This is a genomic window from Pseudomonas synxantha BG33R (genome assembly GCF_000263715.2).
Lineage (GTDB): Bacteria > Pseudomonadota > Gammaproteobacteria > Pseudomonadales > Pseudomonadaceae > Aquipseudomonas > Aquipseudomonas synxantha_A.
The window spans coordinates 2,920,860-2,937,304 of record NZ_CM001514.1 but is presented as its reverse complement, the minus strand read 5'-3'; the positions used below and the strand labels follow the sequence as shown (position 1 = coordinate 2,937,304).

The following is a 16,445-nucleotide window of genomic DNA, read 5'->3' as shown; positions in this document are numbered from 1 at the left end:
GGGCCGAGAACTCGTTTGTAGCACAGCCGTGCGGCTGGGCACCATGAATCCATTACTTCATGGATCAGCCTGATGAGCACTTCCCAAGCTTCAGTCTTTACCGGCGTGATATGCGCGGTGGTCGCCACCCTTGGCTGGGCACTGAACTTCATTGCGCCCTACGTCACCGGGGCCTATAGCCTCTACGATCTGATGGCTGTGCGCTTTCTGATGGCCGGCGGGCTGGGCGTCGTCTGGATGATTGTGTGTCGATCGCAACTGCGGATGCTCAGCCATGGCCAGTGCCTGCTCGCGGCACTACTGGGCGCAATGGGCTGCCTGGGCTACGGCGTATGCATTGCAGGCGGCGTGATCGTCGGCGGCCCGGTGCTGACGCCAGCGTTTGTCGGGATGGTCCCGGTGCTGCTGGCGCTGATAGGCAACGCCAGCGATAAAACCCTGCAGTGGCGTCAACTGGTGATGCCGTTGCTCTGTCTCTCGGTGGGGCTGTTGCTGGTCAATATCAGCAGTCTGCACCAGCCCTCTTCGGGCAGCGGCTCCTGGTTGGCCGGTCTGTTTTTTTCTTTGGGCGCCGTCGCCTTATGGATGGCGTTCAGCGTGATCAACCAACAGCAACTGGCGCACCTGCCGGCCAAGGTGACAGGTGTGTGGACCGCCCTGATGCTGGTGGGGGCCGGTGCCGCTGCGCTGATCATCCTGCCGTGGCTATACGTGTTGGGCGTGTTGCGGTTGCCCACCCTTGGCGCTGGCTGGAGCCAGGCATGGCCGCTGTATGCCTGGAGCCTGGTGATCGCCGTGATGTCCACCGTCGTCGGCGCCTGGGCCTGGAACGCCGCGACGCGGCGCCTGCCCATGGTTTTGAGCGGCCAGTTGATTGCCCTGGAATCACTGTTCGCCAGCCTGCTGGGCCTGTGGTTTCACCAGCGCTGGCCAACGCCCCTGGAAGCAGCGGGCCTGGCCGCGGTACTGATCGGTGTAGTGATGGCAGTTCGTATTATCCTGGCGGACGCAAAGTCCGTCACAGCCCACGATGCTTTAGGGGAGATTCAATCATGACCCACGCAAGTGATGCCTTGGCACTGCGCGAAACGTTCGACTTTCACGGCCAGGCGGTGCGCTGGGGCCAACTCGGCACTCAGGGCCCGGCCTTGGTGATGGTGCATGGCACGCCCTTCTCTGCCCATGTGTGGCGACGCATCGCGCCATTGTTCGCCCAGCACTGTCGCGTGTTCTATTACGACCTGCTCGGCTACGGCCAGTCGCAAAAGGCGCCGGGGCAGGACGTCTCCCTCGGCGTGCAAAACACCTTGCTGGCCGCACTGCTTGAACATTGGCGCCTGGAACGCCCTCATCTACTCGCCCATGATTTTGGCGGTGCCACGGCACTGCGCACGCATCTGCTGGATAGCTGCGACTACGCCAGCCTCACCCTGATCGATCCCGTTGCCCTGGCGCCCTGGGGTTCGCCGCTGATTCAGCATGTGCGTCAGCACGAACGGGCCTTCAGCGATGCGCCGGCATACATCCACGAGGCGATCGTGCGTGCCTATCTTCAGGGCGCCGCTTTCAAGCCGCTGCCTGCCGAGGTATTGCAAGCTTATGTCACGCCCTGGATGGGCGAGATTGGCCAGGCCGCTTTTTACCGACAGATCGTGCAAATGGATCAGCGTTATACCGATGCGATAGAAGATCAACTCGCCAGCGTCCGTTGCCCGGTGCTGTTGCTGTGGGGTGAAGAAGATCGGTGGATCCCGCTGGCGCAAGGCGATGCACTCGCTGGCAGATTGGCCGGGGCACGCTACCTGCGTATCCCCCATGCCGGGCATCTGGTGCAAGAAGATGCACCAGATGCCATCGTTGCCGCGCTGATGGCGTTTCTACGGTTGCCTGAAGCGGCCCCTAAAGATCAGTAATTTCCTTGTGACGGGGCACCAATGCCTTCATCACGCTCCAGGCCACCAGGTAGGCCAGGGCGCAGATGGCAAACATGATCATGTAGCCGGTGTGGATGTCGTTGACAGACTTGTAGTAGTCGAACACCCAACCGCCGATCTTGGTCATGACCACGCCGCCCAGGCCCCCGGCCATGCCACCAATGCCGACCACCGAGGCCACGGTTTTCTGCGGGAACATATCGGACACGGTGGTGAAGATATTGCACGACCACGCCTGGTGCGCCGAGGCGCCCACGCCAATCAGCAGCACCGGTACCCAGAAGCTCAGGTAACCCAGGGGCTGTGCCAGCAACACCACCAGCGGGAACAGCGCAATCACCAGCATGGCTTTCATACGCCCGTCATAGGGTGCATCGCCGCGCGCCATGAAGTAGCTCGGGAACCAGCCGCCACCGATGCTGCCGACCATGGTCATGCTGTACAGCACCGCCAGCGGCATGACGATATCGGCGCCTTTCATGCCGTACTGCGCCGACAGGTAGGTGGGCAGCCAGAACAGGAAAAACCACCACACACCGTCAGTCATGAACTTGCCGAATGCGAACGCCCACGTCTGGCGGTAAGTCAGCAGTTTGAACCAGGAGACTTTCTTTGCGTTGGCGCCCGTAGGCTCCGGAGTGAAAGGCTGTACGGTCTGATCGCTGCGGATGTAGGCCAGTTCTTCAGCGGACAGTCGTTTTTGCTGTTCCGGTTTTTCGTACACGGCGGCCCAGACTGCCACCCACACAAACCCCAACATGCCAATGACTATAAATGCCGCCTCCCAACCCCACCAGCCTGCGATCAACGGCACGCAGATCGGCGCCAGGATCGCGCCGACGTTGGCACCGGAGTTGAAGATGCCGGTGGCCAGTGAGCGTTCCTTCTTGGGAAAATATTCAGCGGTGGCCTTGATCGCGATAGGGAAATTACCCGCTTCGCCGATCGCCAACACGGCACGCGACAGCATGAACCCGGCAATCGACACCGGAATCACCGCCAGGCCGACAGCGCTGCTGACCGCCGCAATGCCCTCGCCCATCGGCACCGAAAACGCATGCATGATCGCCCCAGTGGACCAAATGCCGATCGCCACCACATACGCGGCCTTGGTACCGATCTTGTCGACAAACCGCCCGGCAAACAGCATGGAAATCGCGTAGACGAACTGGAACACCGCGGCAATGTTGGCGTAATCGGTGTTGCTCCAGCCAAATTGTGTCGAGAGTTGCGGCGCCAACAGGCTCAGCACCTGACGGTCGAGGTAGTTGACCGTGGTCGCGAAAAACAGCATCGCGCAGATCGTCCAGCGATAGCTGCCGACCGCCTGGCCGACACGATAGGCACTGATGGGCTCGTTCAGATTCATGGCATCACTTTTTTATTTTTGTTAGGTAGGACACATGTAACGTCATATGTCGTCGTACAACTATGGCTTTTATATCGGGACGCCTGCGCAGTGTCAATCTGAACAAGCGCCGTTTATCGAGGAATTACGTACGTATGAAAAATGTCAGGCGTTAGCAGTTGTAGGATGACAAACCCGCAACACCAGACTGGGTGCCTGGCCAGGTACGTCGTCCAGCAGGCCGAAGGGCTGCATGCCAATCTTCTCCAGTACGCGGATCGACGCAGCATGATCGGGCCGTACCAGGCCGAAAACCTCCGGCAAACCCAAGGTTACAAAAGCCAGCTCCAACGCGTCACGGCCCACTTCGGTGGCGTAGCCCTGCCCCCAGGCTTCGACGGCAAAGCGGTAACCGAGGTTGATGCGTCGTTGGGTCAGATAGTTAAGCGGTGCAATGCCGCCAAACCCGATGATGTGTTCGGGCGCTTCTTTACGGGCAATCGCCCACCAGCCGTAGCCGTGATTGGCCCATTGCTCCATCCAGTGAGCCAACAAGCGTTGAGCCGTCGCAAGATCGGGCATGGGCCCGGCCGGGTTGAACAGATTGGTCTGCGGATCACCGAAGATCGCAAACAACCGCTGGACATCTGCCAGTCGTGGTTGGCGGTAGATGAGGCGTGAATGGAGGTTAGGCATACAAATGACGTCCCTGTTTGGGGCATGAACCTTCGAACCGAGTTTAGCCAATATCGCTATCGTCGCCGCAGTCAGTTAAGCGAACGAAATGCTCAAAGCAGCGACGACCCAATGTGGGAGGGGGCTTGCCCCCTCCCACATTTAAATTTGGTTGAGGCGTGGATTTGCACGCCGCCGCGAGGGCACTCACACGATATTTTCGCTAATGCGAGAAAAAACACCCGATGCGGTGAATTTTTTCGTGTCCACTTGTATCTGAACTGACAGAGCGGTGCCATCGTAGCGATGGCACCTCCCCGTTCAGCTTTAGAGTGGCCCGCATGAAACTACGGAAAAAACGCGTCAAACCCATCGGCTTGAAAGACATCACCATTGTCGACGACAACAAGATGCGCAAGGCGATCACCGCCGCCGCCCTTGGCAATGCCATGGAATGGTTCGACTTCGGCGTGTATGGCTTTGTCGCCTATGTGCTGGGCAAGGTGTTCTTCCCCGATGCGTCCCCCAGCGTACAAATGATCGCCGCATTGGGTACCTTCTCGGTGCCCTTCCTGATTCGCCCACTGGGCGGTCTGTTCTTCGGTGCCTTGGGAGATAAGTACGGGCGGCAAAAAGTCCTCGCTGCCACCATCGTGATCATGTCCCTGAGCACCTTCGCCATTGGCTTGATTCCCGGCTATGCCTCCATTGGCATCTGGGCGCCAATCCTGCTGCTGCTGTGCAAAATGGCCCAGGGCTTCTCGGTAGGCGGCGAGTACACCGGCGCATCGATCTTCGTCGCCGAATACGCCCCGGACCGCAAGCGCGGCTTCCTCGGCAGCTGGCTGGACTTCGGCTCGATTGCCGGTTTCGTCCTCGGCGCAGGTGTGGTGGTACTGATCTCCACCGTGCTCGGCGAAGCGGAATTCGAATCCTGGGGCTGGCGCCTGCCGTTCTTCCTTGCCCTGCCCCTGGGCATCATCGGCCTGTACCTGCGCCACGCACTGGAAGAGACTCCAGCGTTCCAGCAGCACGTCGACAAGCTTGAACAGGGCGACCGCGAAGGCCTGAGCCACGGCCCTAAAGTCTCGTTCAAGGAAATCGCCACCAAACACTGGCGCAGCCTGTTGACCTGCATCGGGATCGTCGCGGCGACCAACGTGACGTACTACATGCTGCTCACCTATATGCCCAGCTACCTGTCGCATAACCTGCACTACGCCGAAAACAGCGGCGTGTTGATCATCATCGCGATCATGGTCGGCATGTTGTTCGTGCAGCCATTCATTGGCTTTGTCAGCGACAAGATCGGCCGCAAGCCGTTCATCATCGCCGGCAGCATCGGCCTGCTGTTCCTGTCGATCCCGGCGTTCATGCTGATCACCAGCGGCAAGACCGGCTTGATCTTCAGCGGCCTGCTGATCCTGGCGATCGTGCTGAACTTCTTTATCGGCGTGATGGCCTCGACCTTGCCAGCGATGTTTCCAACACACTTGCGCTACAGCGCCCTGGCCAGTGCATTCAACGTATCGGTGCTGATCGCCGGCGTCACGCCAACCGTCGTCGCCTGGCTGGTGGAGAGCACCAACGACCTGTACATGCCCGCCTACTACCTGATGGTGTTTGCCGTGGTTGGCCTGGTCACCGGCCTGACCATGAAAGAAACCGCCAACAAGCCACTGCGCGGCGCGGCCCCGGCGGCTTCCGACATGGAAGAAGCCAAAGAACTGCTGCAGGAGCATCACGACAACATCGAGCAGAAGATCGAAGACATCGACGCCGAGATTGCCGCGCTGCAAGCCAAGCGTGAAAACCTGGTACAGCAGCATCCACGGATTAACTAAGACCTGACTGTGCGTGGTCGCGACCAGCGACCACGCCATTGGAGCGTTCAGCATGGCTACAAGCGTCACCGCCGCACAATCGCTACTCAGCGCAGACGAACGCGCCGCTATCGCAGAAATCGAAGCCACCACCAACATTCTCAAGCTGGTCACGCGGCTGACCGGGATGAGGTTCGCCGGCATCGCCAAGTTCACCGACCATGAATGGGTAGTGTGTTCGGCCTACGACCCTCTGCAAATGGGCATCCATGTCGACGACGTACTCGACCTGGAAACCACCCTGTGCAGTGAGTTCTGCATCGACCCTCAAGCCCTGTTCATCCCGCAGATCAGCCATAACGGTCGCTTTGCCTCGCGCCCGGTGGTCAAGCAATACGCCATCGAAAGCTATGCCGGTGCACCGATCTTTCTGCCCGACGGGCGCCTGTTTGGCGCGCTGTGTGCGCTGGACTCACGGGCAATGCTGTTCGATGACCCCAACCTGCCCGAAACCCTGAGCCTGTTTGCGCGGCTGATCGGCTGCATTTTCTACGCTAACCTGGCCCCGGATCAGTAACCCCCGCCCTGCCCCGCAGCGCGACCATGTCGCGCTTGGGTGGCACGCCAAACAAGCGACTGTACTCACGACTGAACTGCGACGGGCTCTCATAGCCCACTTTGAACGCTGCGCTGGACACGTCCTGGTGCTCGTTCAACATCAAGCGCCGCGCCTCATTCAAGCGCAGCCATTTCTGATACTGCAACGGGCTCATCGCCGTCAGTTGGCGGAAATGATGGTGAAAGGTCGCTGCGCTCATCTGCACCCGCGCTGCCAATTCTTCCACGCGTAGCGCCGCATCGAAATTCAATTTCAACCAATCGATAGCCTTGGCAATCCGATAACCCTGCCCGTCCACCGAACAGATCTGGCGCAGGCGGCCGGCCTGGTCGCTTTTCAATAGGCGGTAATGAATCTCACGCTGGATCAACGGCGCGAGCACCGGGATCGCTTCAGGCTCCTCAAGCAACGCGACCAGACGAGCGAATGCGCTGAGCATACCGTCGGTGACCGTACCGATACCCACGCCTTTCAGCACCGCACGCTCTCGGGTTGGCGGCAGATCACCTTGGGCAATCAGCTCGGCCAACATGCGCAAGTCCAGTTTGAACGTCAGCCCCAGGCAAGGTTGCTCGGGGCTGGCGACCAGTACCTCCGAGTTGGCCGGAATGTCCAGCGACGTCACCAGAAAGCGCGAGCTGTCGTAGGGGTAACCCTCACCACCGGCCCACAATTGCTTCTGGCCCTGCACCACCAGCACGATGCACGGTTCGACCATGCACACCACAGGCGCGGCCGGTTGTTCACGCCGATAGAACGCCAGCCCGGGAATCGGCATGGGGTAATCGCCGGGCGACGGGGTGCGCGACTCGATGGAGTGCGCGAGGGTTTGCAGGGATGCAGGGTGGATGCTCATAACGGACTCTTTTGCCTCTTTGCGCAACTTTACTCCCGCACGGCTCGCGAGTCCCCGGTATACCGCGAGACTCAGAGGATCAGGCAAGTAATCCGGCGAATCGAACTATGGGACCTGGGGTTTGATCCGGAAAATGCGCAGGCCATTACGCATCAACGGGTTTACGCCATGTCTGATACACCTACCAAAAGCAGTTGGGGCGCGGTGCTGGCGATGTCGCTCGCCGCGTTCGCCCTGGTCGCCTCCGAATTCATGCCCGTCAGCCTGCTGACACCGCTGGCCGCCGACCTGCACATCACCGAAGGCCAGGCTGGCCAGGGCATTTCCGTGTCCGGGGTGTTTGCCCTGCTCACCAGCCTGGTGATCGCCTCGATCGCTACACGGGTGGACCGCAAGCGCCTGTTGATGGCGCTGACGCTGCTGATGATTATCTCCGGCACCGTGGTAGCGTTCGCGCCCAATTACCTGGTGTTCATGCTCGGCCGAGCCTTGATTGGCGTGGCGATTGGTGGCTTCTGGTCATTGTCGGCGGCCACGGCGATGCGCCTGGTGCCGCAAGCACAGATACCGCGGGCCCTTGCCATCGTCAACGGCGGCAACGCGCTGGCAACGGTGATCGCTGCGCCGCTGGGCAGCTTTCTCGGCGGGATCATCGGCTGGCGCGGTGCGTTCTTCTGCGTGGTGCCGGTCGCGGTCGTTGCACTGCTATGGCTGCTCGCCAGCCTGCCCGCGCTGAAAAACCAGGGTGAGGCGAAAACCGCCAATGCCTTGCGCCTGATGAAAAACCCCAAGGTGGCCTTGGGCATGTTCGCCGTCAGCGTGTTCTTCATGGGCCAGTTCATGTTGTTCACCTACCTGCGCCCGTTTCTGGAAAGCGTCACGCGGGTTGAGGTGTCTACGCTGTCGTTGATGCTGTTGGTGCTTGGCCTGGCAGGCCTGGCCGGTACGTTTTTGATTGAACGCTTCCTCAAGCACAACCTGTACCCGACACTGATTGCCATCCCGCTGATCATGGCAGGCCTCGCACTTGCGCTGGTGGAATGGGGCAACTCAACGATCGTAACCACGCTATTGCTCGGCAGTTGGGGCCTGGTGGCAACCGCCGCACCTGTGGGCTGGTGGACGTGGCTGGCGCAGACCTTGCCCGATGACGCCGAAGCCGGCGGCGGATTGATGGTGGCGATCATCCAACTGGCGATTGCTGCCGGCGCCACCGTCGGCGGCGTGGCGTTCGACCTGAGCGGCTACCAGGCCACCTTTGAACTCAGTGCCGGCTTGCTGGTAGTCGCCACCCTGCTCGCCTGCCTGGCGTCACGCCGTGCTGCGCAAGCTGGTGTTATCAGCGGTGCTACCTGAAAAAATGACTCGGCGTCTTGCCAAACTGTTTCTTGAACATGCTGGTAAAGGCGCTGGGGCTTTCGTAACCCAGTTCAAATGCCACATCGATAATCTTCTGCCCTACCGCAATGCGCTCCAGCGCCAATAGCAACCGTGCCTGCTGGCGCCATTGGCCGAAGGTCATGCCGGTTTCCTTGCGAAACAGGCGCTGAATGGTGGTTTGATCCAGCCCCAGGCGCGCGCTCCAATCGGCGACGGTGGAGGCATCCCCCGGTTCGTCCTGCAACGCCAGGCAAATCTGGCTGAGGCGCGAGTCGGCAGGCTGCGGCAGGGACAGCGGCAAGTCCGGCAGGATCGCCAGTTCGTCGAGGATCAGGTGCATGATCCTGGTATCGCGTGAGTCCTCGGCATACGGCGGCTTCAGGCTGACCGAGGCCTTGATCAGTTCACTCAACAGCGGCGAAACCGTCACCGTCTTCGGCTCGGCTGGCAGGTTCGGGAAGCTGTCCGGGCGCACGAACACGCTGCGCATCTTCAACGTGCCCACGCATCGCAGCGAATGGACTTGCCCGCACGGCATCCAGAAGCCACGGTTGGGTGGCACCGTCCATTGATTCAGCGCCGAATACACCACCATCACCCCGCCAATGGCATAGAGCAGTTGATGCTTGTTGTGGCTGTGTTCCGGGATCACCCAGTTTTCCGGATAATCGGTGGCCGAGCTGATGACGGCCCAATCACCTTCATCGATCTCTTGGAGAAATTTGTCGAGGGATTTGATTGTTTCGCCCTTTTTGCGATGGTTTATGCCCGAATTTCGCGAGACAGGCATTTTCTTCGAATTTAGCATAGCTTTCGAAACAATTAGAAATGGCTGCCAGCTAAAGTACTGTCTGCCCCTGTTCGCTGCCTTGTATGGAATGCCCGCATGTCGAGCCTCACCGCGACACCCGCCGCTGCCACCACGACACCCCAGGTAAGCCCTCTGGTCATGCGCGTCCTCGGCGCCTGCGCCCTGGCGCATATGATCAATGACCTGATCCAGGCCGTGCTGCCGTCGATCTACCCGATGCTCAAGGCCAACTACGGCCTGAGCTTCACCCAGGTCGGCCTGATCACCCTGACCTTCCAGTTGACCGCCTCCCTGCTGCAACCGTGGATCGGCTACCACACCGACCGCCACCCCAAGCCCTGGCTGCTGCCGGCGGGCATGGTGTGCACCTTGATCGGTATTTTGATGCTGGCGTTTGTCGGCAACTTCCCGGCGATTCTGCTCGCGGCGGGGCTGGTGGGTGTCGGCTCGTCGACCTTCCACCCGGAAACCTCGCGGGTCGCACGCCTGGCGTCCGGTGGGCGCTATGGCCTGGCGCAGTCGACCTTCCAGGTCGGCGGCAACACCGGCAGCGCGTTCGGCCCTTTGCTGGCGGCGGCGATCATCATTCCCTACGGCCAAACCCATATCGCCTGGTTCGGCCTGTTTGCGGTGTTCGCGATCCTGGTGCTGTATGGCTTGAGCCGCTGGTACCGTCACCATCTCAACCTGTTCAAGCTCAAGCAGGGCAGCCAGGCGACCCATGGCTTGTCCAAAGGCCGCGTGACTTTCGCCCTGGTGGTTCTGGCCGTGCTGGTGTTCTCCAAGTATTGGTACATGACCAGCCTGACCAGCTACTTCACCTTTTACCTGATTGAAAAATTCCAGCTGTCGGTGGCCAGCTCCCAGATGTACCTGTTCCTGTTCCTTGGCGCGGTGGCGGTCGGCACCTTCGCCGGGGGCCCGATCGGCGACAAGATCGGCCGCAAGAAAGTCATCTGGTTCTCGATCCTCGGCGCCGCCCCGTTCACCCTCGCCCTGCCCTACGTCGACCTGTTCTGGACCGCCGTACTCAGCGTGGTCATCGGTTTCATCATCGCCTCGGCGTTCTCGGCCATTGTGGTGTTTGCCCAGGAACTGGTGCCGGGCAACGTGGGCATGATCGCTGGGATATTCTTCGGCCTGATGTTCGGTTTCAGCGGGATTGGCGCGGCGTTGCTGGGGTTGCTTGCCGATAACCACGGGATCGAATACGTCTACAAACTGTGCTCGTTCCTGCCGCTGGTGGGCATCCTGACGATACTATTGCCTTCGACCAAGGGGGTTTGAACGAAGGCAGGTGAGTATTTACCTGATCAAACTGTGGGAGGGACTTGCGCCCGGTAAGCATAGGTATCTTCACAACTTTGGTGCGACGCCGAAACTGTGGGAGGGGGCTTGCTCCCGATGGCGGCCTCAGGGTCGACCAGGGTGCTGGATCAGACCGAGTACATATCCGTTATTTGGGTAACGGCTGCTATTGGTTCCGCTTTTACAGCGGGTCACTTTTGAAAAGCGCAAAAGTAACCCAAACGCTCTTGCCCCACCACTCGGCACCTCGCTTAGGCTCGGTGTGCCCGTAATCCGCCATGGATTTGGGGGGCCGCCGCCACGCGCCATCCATGGCGCGGGGCGGCTAAACCGGCATCCCTGCCGGTTTACCCCCCAAATCCATGGCGAATTACGGCCAGCGTGGTTTAACGGGGCGCCTCAGATCAAAAGCAGATCAAGATCAAGAGCGGCTCGCTTCGCATCGTGGTTACCGTCGGTTGCTATCAAGTTGTGTAGATACCTATGGCCATCGGGGGCAAGCCCCCCCATTTACGCCGCGTAACCTACCGGTCATAACAAACGGCCACGCTGCGCCCCGTCTTAACCGACTCCAACGCACAGTCAGCCAGGTGCAAGGCATACAGCCCATCACGCATGCCGGTGGGCAACTCACGCCCCTCATTCAGCGCATCGACAAACTGCATCAACTCATTACGATAGGCATCCGCATAGCGCTCAAGGAAAAAGTGCTGCAACGGCTCCAGTGCTTCAGTGTGTTCAGCACTCCAGTGTCGCAAGGTACTGGGCCTGTGGTTATCGGTGAGCAGTACGCCGCTGGCGCCGGAGACTTCTACACGTTGATCGTAGCCATACACCGCCTGGCGGCAGCAGTTGATATGGCATTGCTTGCCCGAGGCGGTGCGCAGCAGGACCATCACGCTGTCGTAGTCGTCAATCTGTTCCAGGCTCGGGTCTACCAGGCGGCTGGCGAAGGCGCTGACTTGCACCGGCTCTTCACCCAGCAAGTGCCGGGCAGTGTCGAAGTCGTGGATAGTCATATCGCGCAGGATGCCACCGGAATGTTCCAGATACTCGCGCGGAGCCAGGCCGGGGTCGCGGCTGGTAATGATCACCTGGCGCACTGCGCCGATCTGGCCGGCGTCCAAGGCCTGGCGCAGCCGCAGCATGTCCGGGTCGAAACGGCGGTTGAAGCCAAGCATCACCTTGCCGCCCTGACGCTCCACGGTTTGTGCTGCGCTGCGCGCCTTGGCGATATCCAGGTCGATGGGCTTTTCACAGAGTACCGCCTTGCCCTGGGCCACGGCGGCCAGCAACAGGTCGATATGGGTGTCGGTGGGCGTGCCGATCACCACTGCGTCGATGTCCTTGCGGTTCAGCACGGCGGCGCAGTCGTATGCTGCTTCACATCCCAACTGCGTGCTCAGGGCATCGACGCCTTCGCGCCAGGGGTCGGCCACCAGCACCAGCGTGGCGTTGGGATGGGCAGCGACGTTGGCGGCGTGGATCTTGGCGATGCGCCCCGCACCTAGAACGGCAATACGTAGCATGGTCGAACTCCTGAATCGTTATTGGATTTGTAGTTTCAGAGCTTCAGTCCGGCAGGTTGAACGGCGTGACGATCTGCACCTGTGACGGCGCAATCGGCCCGGTCTTCCATAACCGGTGGTACTGCAGGATGTACAGGAACACGTGGCGGGCATCGATCTGCAAGTTGTGGTCGATGATTGCCGCGACTTTTTCTTCCCTTAGCAACTGGCGGTTTTCTTCGTCGAGGTCGTGGCCGATAAAGACGTCCAGCGGGCGATTCCGAGCGGCAAAGGCGTCGACAATCGCACGGTTGCCGCCGCCGACGCTGTACACCGCCTTGAGCCCGGGATGCTGCTGCAGCGCCTGGGTCACTCGCTCGAAGGTGCGCTCGTATACGCCGTAGCCGCCGCTGATCTCCAATACCCGCAAGTGCTCGGCGCGGCCGCGCAGCCAGGTGCGAAAGCCCATTTCGCGTTCTTCTTCACCCCGGAACAATTCACTGCCGATCACCACCGCGACGTCCTGGGGCACGTTCGGCAGCCAGTTCGACATCAGGTAGGCGGCGGTCTGGCCGGCAGTGCGATTGTCCATGCCCACATAGCCGACGCGCTCGCTCTGGGGCAGGTCAGTCACCAGGGTCACCACCGGAATGCCGGCCGCAATCAGTTGCTTGACGGCCAAGTTCACCGCTGGCTCATCGGCGGCCTTGAGCACCACGCCCTGGCTGCCTGTTTCGAGGCAGCGCAGCAATTGATCGTGCATAGCCTGGGGCTCGATCTCTTCGAACAGATGAAAGCGCGGCGCAATGCGAAACGGCGCGAGGCTGGCCAGTTGCGCCACGATCGCCACCTGCACCGCCGCGCTGAACCGCTGGGGCGTATGCATGATCACGTCCACATGGAACGTGCGCCCCACGGCCAGGCCGTTTTTTTCCTGGGCCTCCAACTCCTCCAGCGCCTGCTCGATACGCCGACGGGTCTGCGCATGCACGCTGCCACGCTGGTGCAGCACGCGGTCGACTGTGGCTTTGCTGACGCCTGCCTGAGTGGCGAGCTGCTTGACGGAAAAGTGTTTTGCGCGTTCGAGCATGGTTTTCGCCTGAGGTCTTTTTGAGGTCTTTTTTGGGCTTTACTGAGGTTTTGCAATGCTAGTCTCAGTTTTGTCCGGCGTCGAGCCGAGCGAGCAAAACAACAAAAACTCCAGGAGAGCCCAATGCCCCACACCAATCTTGCGACCTCGTTCAACAGCCAATACTTTGTCGTCACCGGCAGCACCCAGGGCCTCGGCGCGGCGGTGGCCCATACCCTGGCTCGCCGGGGTGCGGCCGGGCTGATCATTTGTGGACGCCGCCGTATCGAAGGCCAGGAGCAGGTGCGCCAGTTGGCGCAACTGGGCTGCCAGGCATTTTTTGTCGAGGCCGACCTGGAAAAAGTCGAGGATTGCCGCGCGATCATCGAGGCGGCACGCACGCATTTCGGCACTTTGCATGGCTTGGTGAACTGCGCCGGCATGTCTGACCGTGGCACCATTCTGGACACCTCGCCGCAACTCTTCGAGCGCCTGTTTGCGGTGAATGTGCGAGCACCATTTTTTCTGATGCAGGAAGCGCTCAAGTTGATGATCAGCAAGGGCGTGGAAGGTGCGGTGGTGAATATCCAGAGCGTCACCGGGCATGGCGGGCAATCGTTCTTGAGTGCCTATGCCGCGTCCAAGGGCGCGCTGGCAATCCTGACCAAGAACGTCGCTTTCAGCGCCTTGCGCAACCGCATCCGCGTGAATGGCTTGAATATCGGTTGGATGGACACGCCCCACGAAGATCAGATCCAGCGCCACTATCACGGTGCCCAGGACGGCTGGCTCGCCGAGGCCGAACACGCCCAGCCGTTTGGCCGTCTGCTCAAGCCCGAAGAAGTGGCACGTAGCGTGGCGTTTTTGCTGTCCACTGAGTCTGGAATGATGAGCGGCGCGGTGATCGACCTGGAGCAAGGCGTGGTCGGCTGCACCGACAGCAGCACCCCGCAACCTCACAAGGCCCTGAGCCTGCCCGGAGGTGCATAATGTCCGCCTTCGTAACCAGCAATGCCGTGCGCCTGGCCGACTTCAGCCGCATTTGTGCGCAGTGCGTCAACCCCGGCGACTACCCGTTGTGCCTTGAGGTGCAAGGCAATGTGCCGATCTATCAGGCCCACACCTTGCGCAACAACGACCGACTGACCGTCATGAACGAACTGCATGGCCTGTTCCGTGACGGGCCTGGTGTGATGGTGGTGCGCCAAGCCTATGAAGACCTGGAAGTCGTGGACCGCCACAGCCAGGTATTCGAAGCGATCTTTGCCCATGAGGCCACCCAAGGCGTGGCCGCCGATCACTTTGCCAGGCCCGGCAGCAATGGGCGGATATGGAACTCGTTGCAAAAGACTGCCTTGCAGTCCCCCGAGTCCTTTGCCGAGTACTACGCCAATCCTCTATTGGAGTTGATTGCTGAAGCCTGGTTAGGGCCGGGCTTCCAGGTAACGGCGCAGGTCAATGTAGTGCGCCCCGGCGGCCAGGCACAGCAGCCACACCGCGACTATCACCTGGGCTTCCAGTCCAATGAAGTGGTGGAGCGTTTTCCGCTGCCGCTGCATGTGCTGTCGCAGTATCTGACGCTACAGGGTGCTATCGCTCATTCGGACATGCCGCTGGAAACCGGCCCGACCCTACTGCTGCCGTTTTCCCAACAGTACGCCCTGGGTTACCTGGCCTGGCGCCGCCCGGAGTTTATCGACTACTTCCAGCAACACGCCGTGCAATTGCCTCTGAACAAGGGCGACTTGCTGTTTTTCAACCCCGCCCTGTTCCACGCCGCCGGCACCAACCGCACGACCGATCGCCAGCGCATGGCCAACCTGCTGCAAATTTCCTCGGCGTTCGGCAAACCGATGGAAGCACTCGACCGCGACCGCATGATGCTGGCGGTCTACCCGGTGCTGCTGGCCAACCCCAACCTGAATACCCACGCCGTGATCGCCTGTACAGCAGACGGTTATTCCTTCCCCACCAACCTCGACACCGACCCACCCTTGCAGGGCCTGGCCCCTCAGACCGGGCAACAGCTGATGCTGCAAGCCCTTGACGAACGCTGGCCCTACGCGGACTTCGCCACCGCCGTGGCGCATCTGCGGGCCAAGCGCCAAGCGTGAATCGCTGCTTTGACAACAACAAAAACAACGGAGCAAACCATGAAAAAGCAACTCCTTGCGACACTGCTGACCCTTGCGATCAGTCCCTGGGCATTTGCCGATATTCGTATAGGCGTGAGCATCGCCCAGGTGGACGACGTATTCCTTGCGCAAATGCGCGACTACATGGCCGCCCACGCCAAGGAACTGCCTGATGTCACCCTGCAATTCGAAGACGCCCAGGGCGATGTAGTGCGCCAACTCAACCAGGTGCAGAACTTCACCGCCCAGGGTATGGACGCAATTATCGTCAACGCGGTAGACACCGCAGCCACCCAGAAAATGACCCTCAACGCCCAGCAAGCCAAGATCCCGCTGGTGTATGTCAACCGTCGCCCGGAGTTCAAGGAGGTGCCGGCCGGCGTGGGCTATGTCGGCTCGGACGAGATCAAAGCGGGTGAAATCCAGATGCGCTACCTGGCCGAAAAAATGGGAGGCAAGGGTAACCTGGCGATCATGCTCGGGCTGCTCTCCAACAACGCGACCCACAACCGCACGTTGGGGGTGAAAACCGTGCTCAAGGACTACCCCGACATCAAGATTGTCGAGGAACAAAGCGCCGAATGGCAGCGCGGCAAGGCGATTGACCTGATGAACAACTGGATCGTATCCGGGCGCAAAATCGATGCCGTGGTGGCCAATGCCGATGAAATGGCGATCGGCGCGGCCATGGCTATCAGCCAGGCAGGCATGCAACCGGGCAAGGACATCCTGGTGGCCGGCAGCGACGGCGGCGCGGCCGGTCTGGATGCGGTGAAAAAAGGCCAGTTGCTGGTCACGGTGTATCAGGACAACAAAGGCCAGGCAGTGGGCTCCATTGACTTGGCGGTGAAGATGGTCAAGCAGCAGCCGTACACGGCGGAACTGACGATTCCCTATCAACAGATCACCAAGGAGAACTACCAGGCGTTCATGAATCCTTGAGTCTGGCAGGGAGCGAACTTGCCGGCAAAGCGTTCAG

15 protein-coding genes are annotated in these 16,445 nt (G+C 60.5%); 9 read left to right on the top strand and 6 right to left on the bottom strand.

Annotated elements, in window-relative coordinates:
* Positions 1–72 precede the first annotated feature (72 nt).
* Both PSEBG33_RS14350 and PSEBG33_RS14355 read left to right on the top strand, forming a co-directional pair.
* Positions 73–1,056: a DMT family transporter gene (locus tag PSEBG33_RS14350; RefSeq protein ID WP_005787951.1), complete on the top strand. Its 984-nt coding sequence runs from the start codon at positions 73–75 to the stop codon at positions 1,054–1,056.
* Entirely contained in the window at positions 1,053–1,913 is an 861-nt protein-coding gene (locus PSEBG33_RS14355; RefSeq protein ID WP_005787950.1) for an alpha/beta fold hydrolase, read from the top strand. Before PSEBG33_RS14350 ends, PSEBG33_RS14355 begins: the two co-directional genes overlap by 4 nt.
* Here the strand turns inward: PSEBG33_RS14355 and PSEBG33_RS14360 are convergent.
* Both PSEBG33_RS14360 and PSEBG33_RS14365 read right to left on the bottom strand, forming a co-directional pair.
* Positions 1,900–3,303 carry an MFS transporter gene (locus PSEBG33_RS14360; RefSeq protein WP_005787948.1) on the bottom strand — a complete coding sequence of 468 codons (1,404 nt, stop codon included), beginning with the start codon at positions 3,301–3,303 and terminating at the stop codon, positions 1,900–1,902. The two genes, PSEBG33_RS14355 and PSEBG33_RS14360, sit on opposite strands and share 14 nt — an antisense overlap.
* 144 nt (positions 3,304–3,447) lie before the next feature.
* Positions 3,448–3,978: a GNAT family N-acetyltransferase gene (locus PSEBG33_RS14365; protein ID WP_005787946.1), complete on the bottom strand. Its 531-nt coding sequence runs from the start codon at positions 3,976–3,978 to the stop codon at positions 3,448–3,450.
* Between the two features lie 320 nt (positions 3,979–4,298).
* Between PSEBG33_RS14365 and proP the strand changes: the two genes are divergently transcribed.
* Together proP and PSEBG33_RS14375 are read left to right on the top strand one after the other, a co-directional pair.
* Positions 4,299–5,801 (top strand): glycine betaine/L-proline transporter ProP, encoded by a 1,503-nt coding sequence (gene proP, locus PSEBG33_RS14370; protein ID WP_005787944.1) that lies wholly within the window; start codon positions 4,299–4,301, stop codon positions 5,799–5,801.
* Between the two features lie 52 nt (positions 5,802–5,853).
* A complete protein-coding gene (locus PSEBG33_RS14375; protein WP_005787942.1) occupies positions 5,854–6,357 on the top strand; it encodes a GAF domain-containing protein in 504 nt (167 codons plus the stop codon).
* Here the strand turns inward: PSEBG33_RS14375 and PSEBG33_RS14380 are convergent.
* Positions 6,335–7,255 (bottom strand): AraC family transcriptional regulator, encoded by a 921-nt coding sequence (locus PSEBG33_RS14380; protein WP_005787940.1) that lies wholly within the window; start codon positions 7,253–7,255, stop codon positions 6,335–6,337. The genes PSEBG33_RS14375 and PSEBG33_RS14380 overlap by 23 nt on opposite strands.
* A gap of 168 nt (positions 7,256–7,423) precedes the next feature.
* Here PSEBG33_RS14380 and PSEBG33_RS14385 point away from each other — a divergent pair, with 168 nt between their 5' ends.
* Positions 7,424–8,611 (top strand): MFS transporter, encoded by a 1,188-nt coding sequence (locus tag PSEBG33_RS14385; RefSeq protein WP_005787938.1) that lies wholly within the window; start codon positions 7,424–7,426, stop codon positions 8,609–8,611.
* Here PSEBG33_RS14385 and PSEBG33_RS14390 read toward each other — a convergent pair.
* Positions 8,604–9,425 (bottom strand): AraC family transcriptional regulator, encoded by an 822-nt coding sequence (locus tag PSEBG33_RS14390; RefSeq protein ID WP_005787936.1) that lies wholly within the window; start codon positions 9,423–9,425, stop codon positions 8,604–8,606. The two genes, PSEBG33_RS14385 and PSEBG33_RS14390, sit on opposite strands and share 8 nt — an antisense overlap.
* A gap of 96 nt (positions 9,426–9,521) precedes the next feature.
* On the opposite strand from PSEBG33_RS14390, the gene PSEBG33_RS14395 reads away from it, so the two are divergent.
* Positions 9,522–10,733: an MFS transporter gene (locus PSEBG33_RS14395; RefSeq protein WP_005787935.1), complete on the top strand. Its 1,212-nt coding sequence runs from the start codon at positions 9,522–9,524 to the stop codon at positions 10,731–10,733.
* Positions 10,734–11,278: 545 nt separating this feature from the next.
* Here PSEBG33_RS14395 and iolG read toward each other — a convergent pair.
* Both iolG and PSEBG33_RS14405 read right to left on the bottom strand, forming a co-directional pair.
* Positions 11,279–12,283, bottom strand: coding sequence for an inositol 2-dehydrogenase (gene iolG / locus PSEBG33_RS14400; RefSeq protein ID WP_005787932.1), 1,005 nt, complete (start codon positions 12,281–12,283; stop codon positions 11,279–11,281).
* A 43-nt stretch (positions 12,284–12,326) separates the two neighbouring features.
* Positions 12,327–13,352: a LacI family DNA-binding transcriptional regulator gene (locus PSEBG33_RS14405; protein ID WP_005787930.1), complete on the bottom strand. Its 1,026-nt coding sequence runs from the start codon at positions 13,350–13,352 to the stop codon at positions 12,327–12,329.
* A gap of 123 nt (positions 13,353–13,475) precedes the next feature.
* On the opposite strand from PSEBG33_RS14405, the gene PSEBG33_RS14410 reads away from it, so the two are divergent.
* The 3 genes from PSEBG33_RS14410 to PSEBG33_RS14420 are packed head-to-tail and all read left to right on the top strand — an operon-like array spanning position 13,476 to position 16,408.
* A complete protein-coding gene (locus tag PSEBG33_RS14410; protein ID WP_005787928.1) occupies positions 13,476–14,321 on the top strand; it encodes an SDR family oxidoreductase in 846 nt (281 codons plus the stop codon).
* The gene (locus PSEBG33_RS14415) at positions 14,321–15,445 is read left to right on the top strand and encodes a phytanoyl-CoA dioxygenase family protein (protein ID WP_005787926.1); all 1,125 of its coding nucleotides are present in this window, start codon (positions 14,321–14,323) and stop codon (positions 15,443–15,445) included. Before PSEBG33_RS14410 ends, PSEBG33_RS14415 begins: the two co-directional genes overlap by 1 nt.
* Positions 15,446–15,484: 39 nt before the next feature.
* Positions 15,485–16,408 (top strand): sugar ABC transporter substrate-binding protein, encoded by a 924-nt coding sequence (locus tag PSEBG33_RS14420; RefSeq protein ID WP_005787924.1) that lies wholly within the window; start codon positions 15,485–15,487, stop codon positions 16,406–16,408.
* Positions 16,409–16,445: the final 37 nt, after the last annotated feature.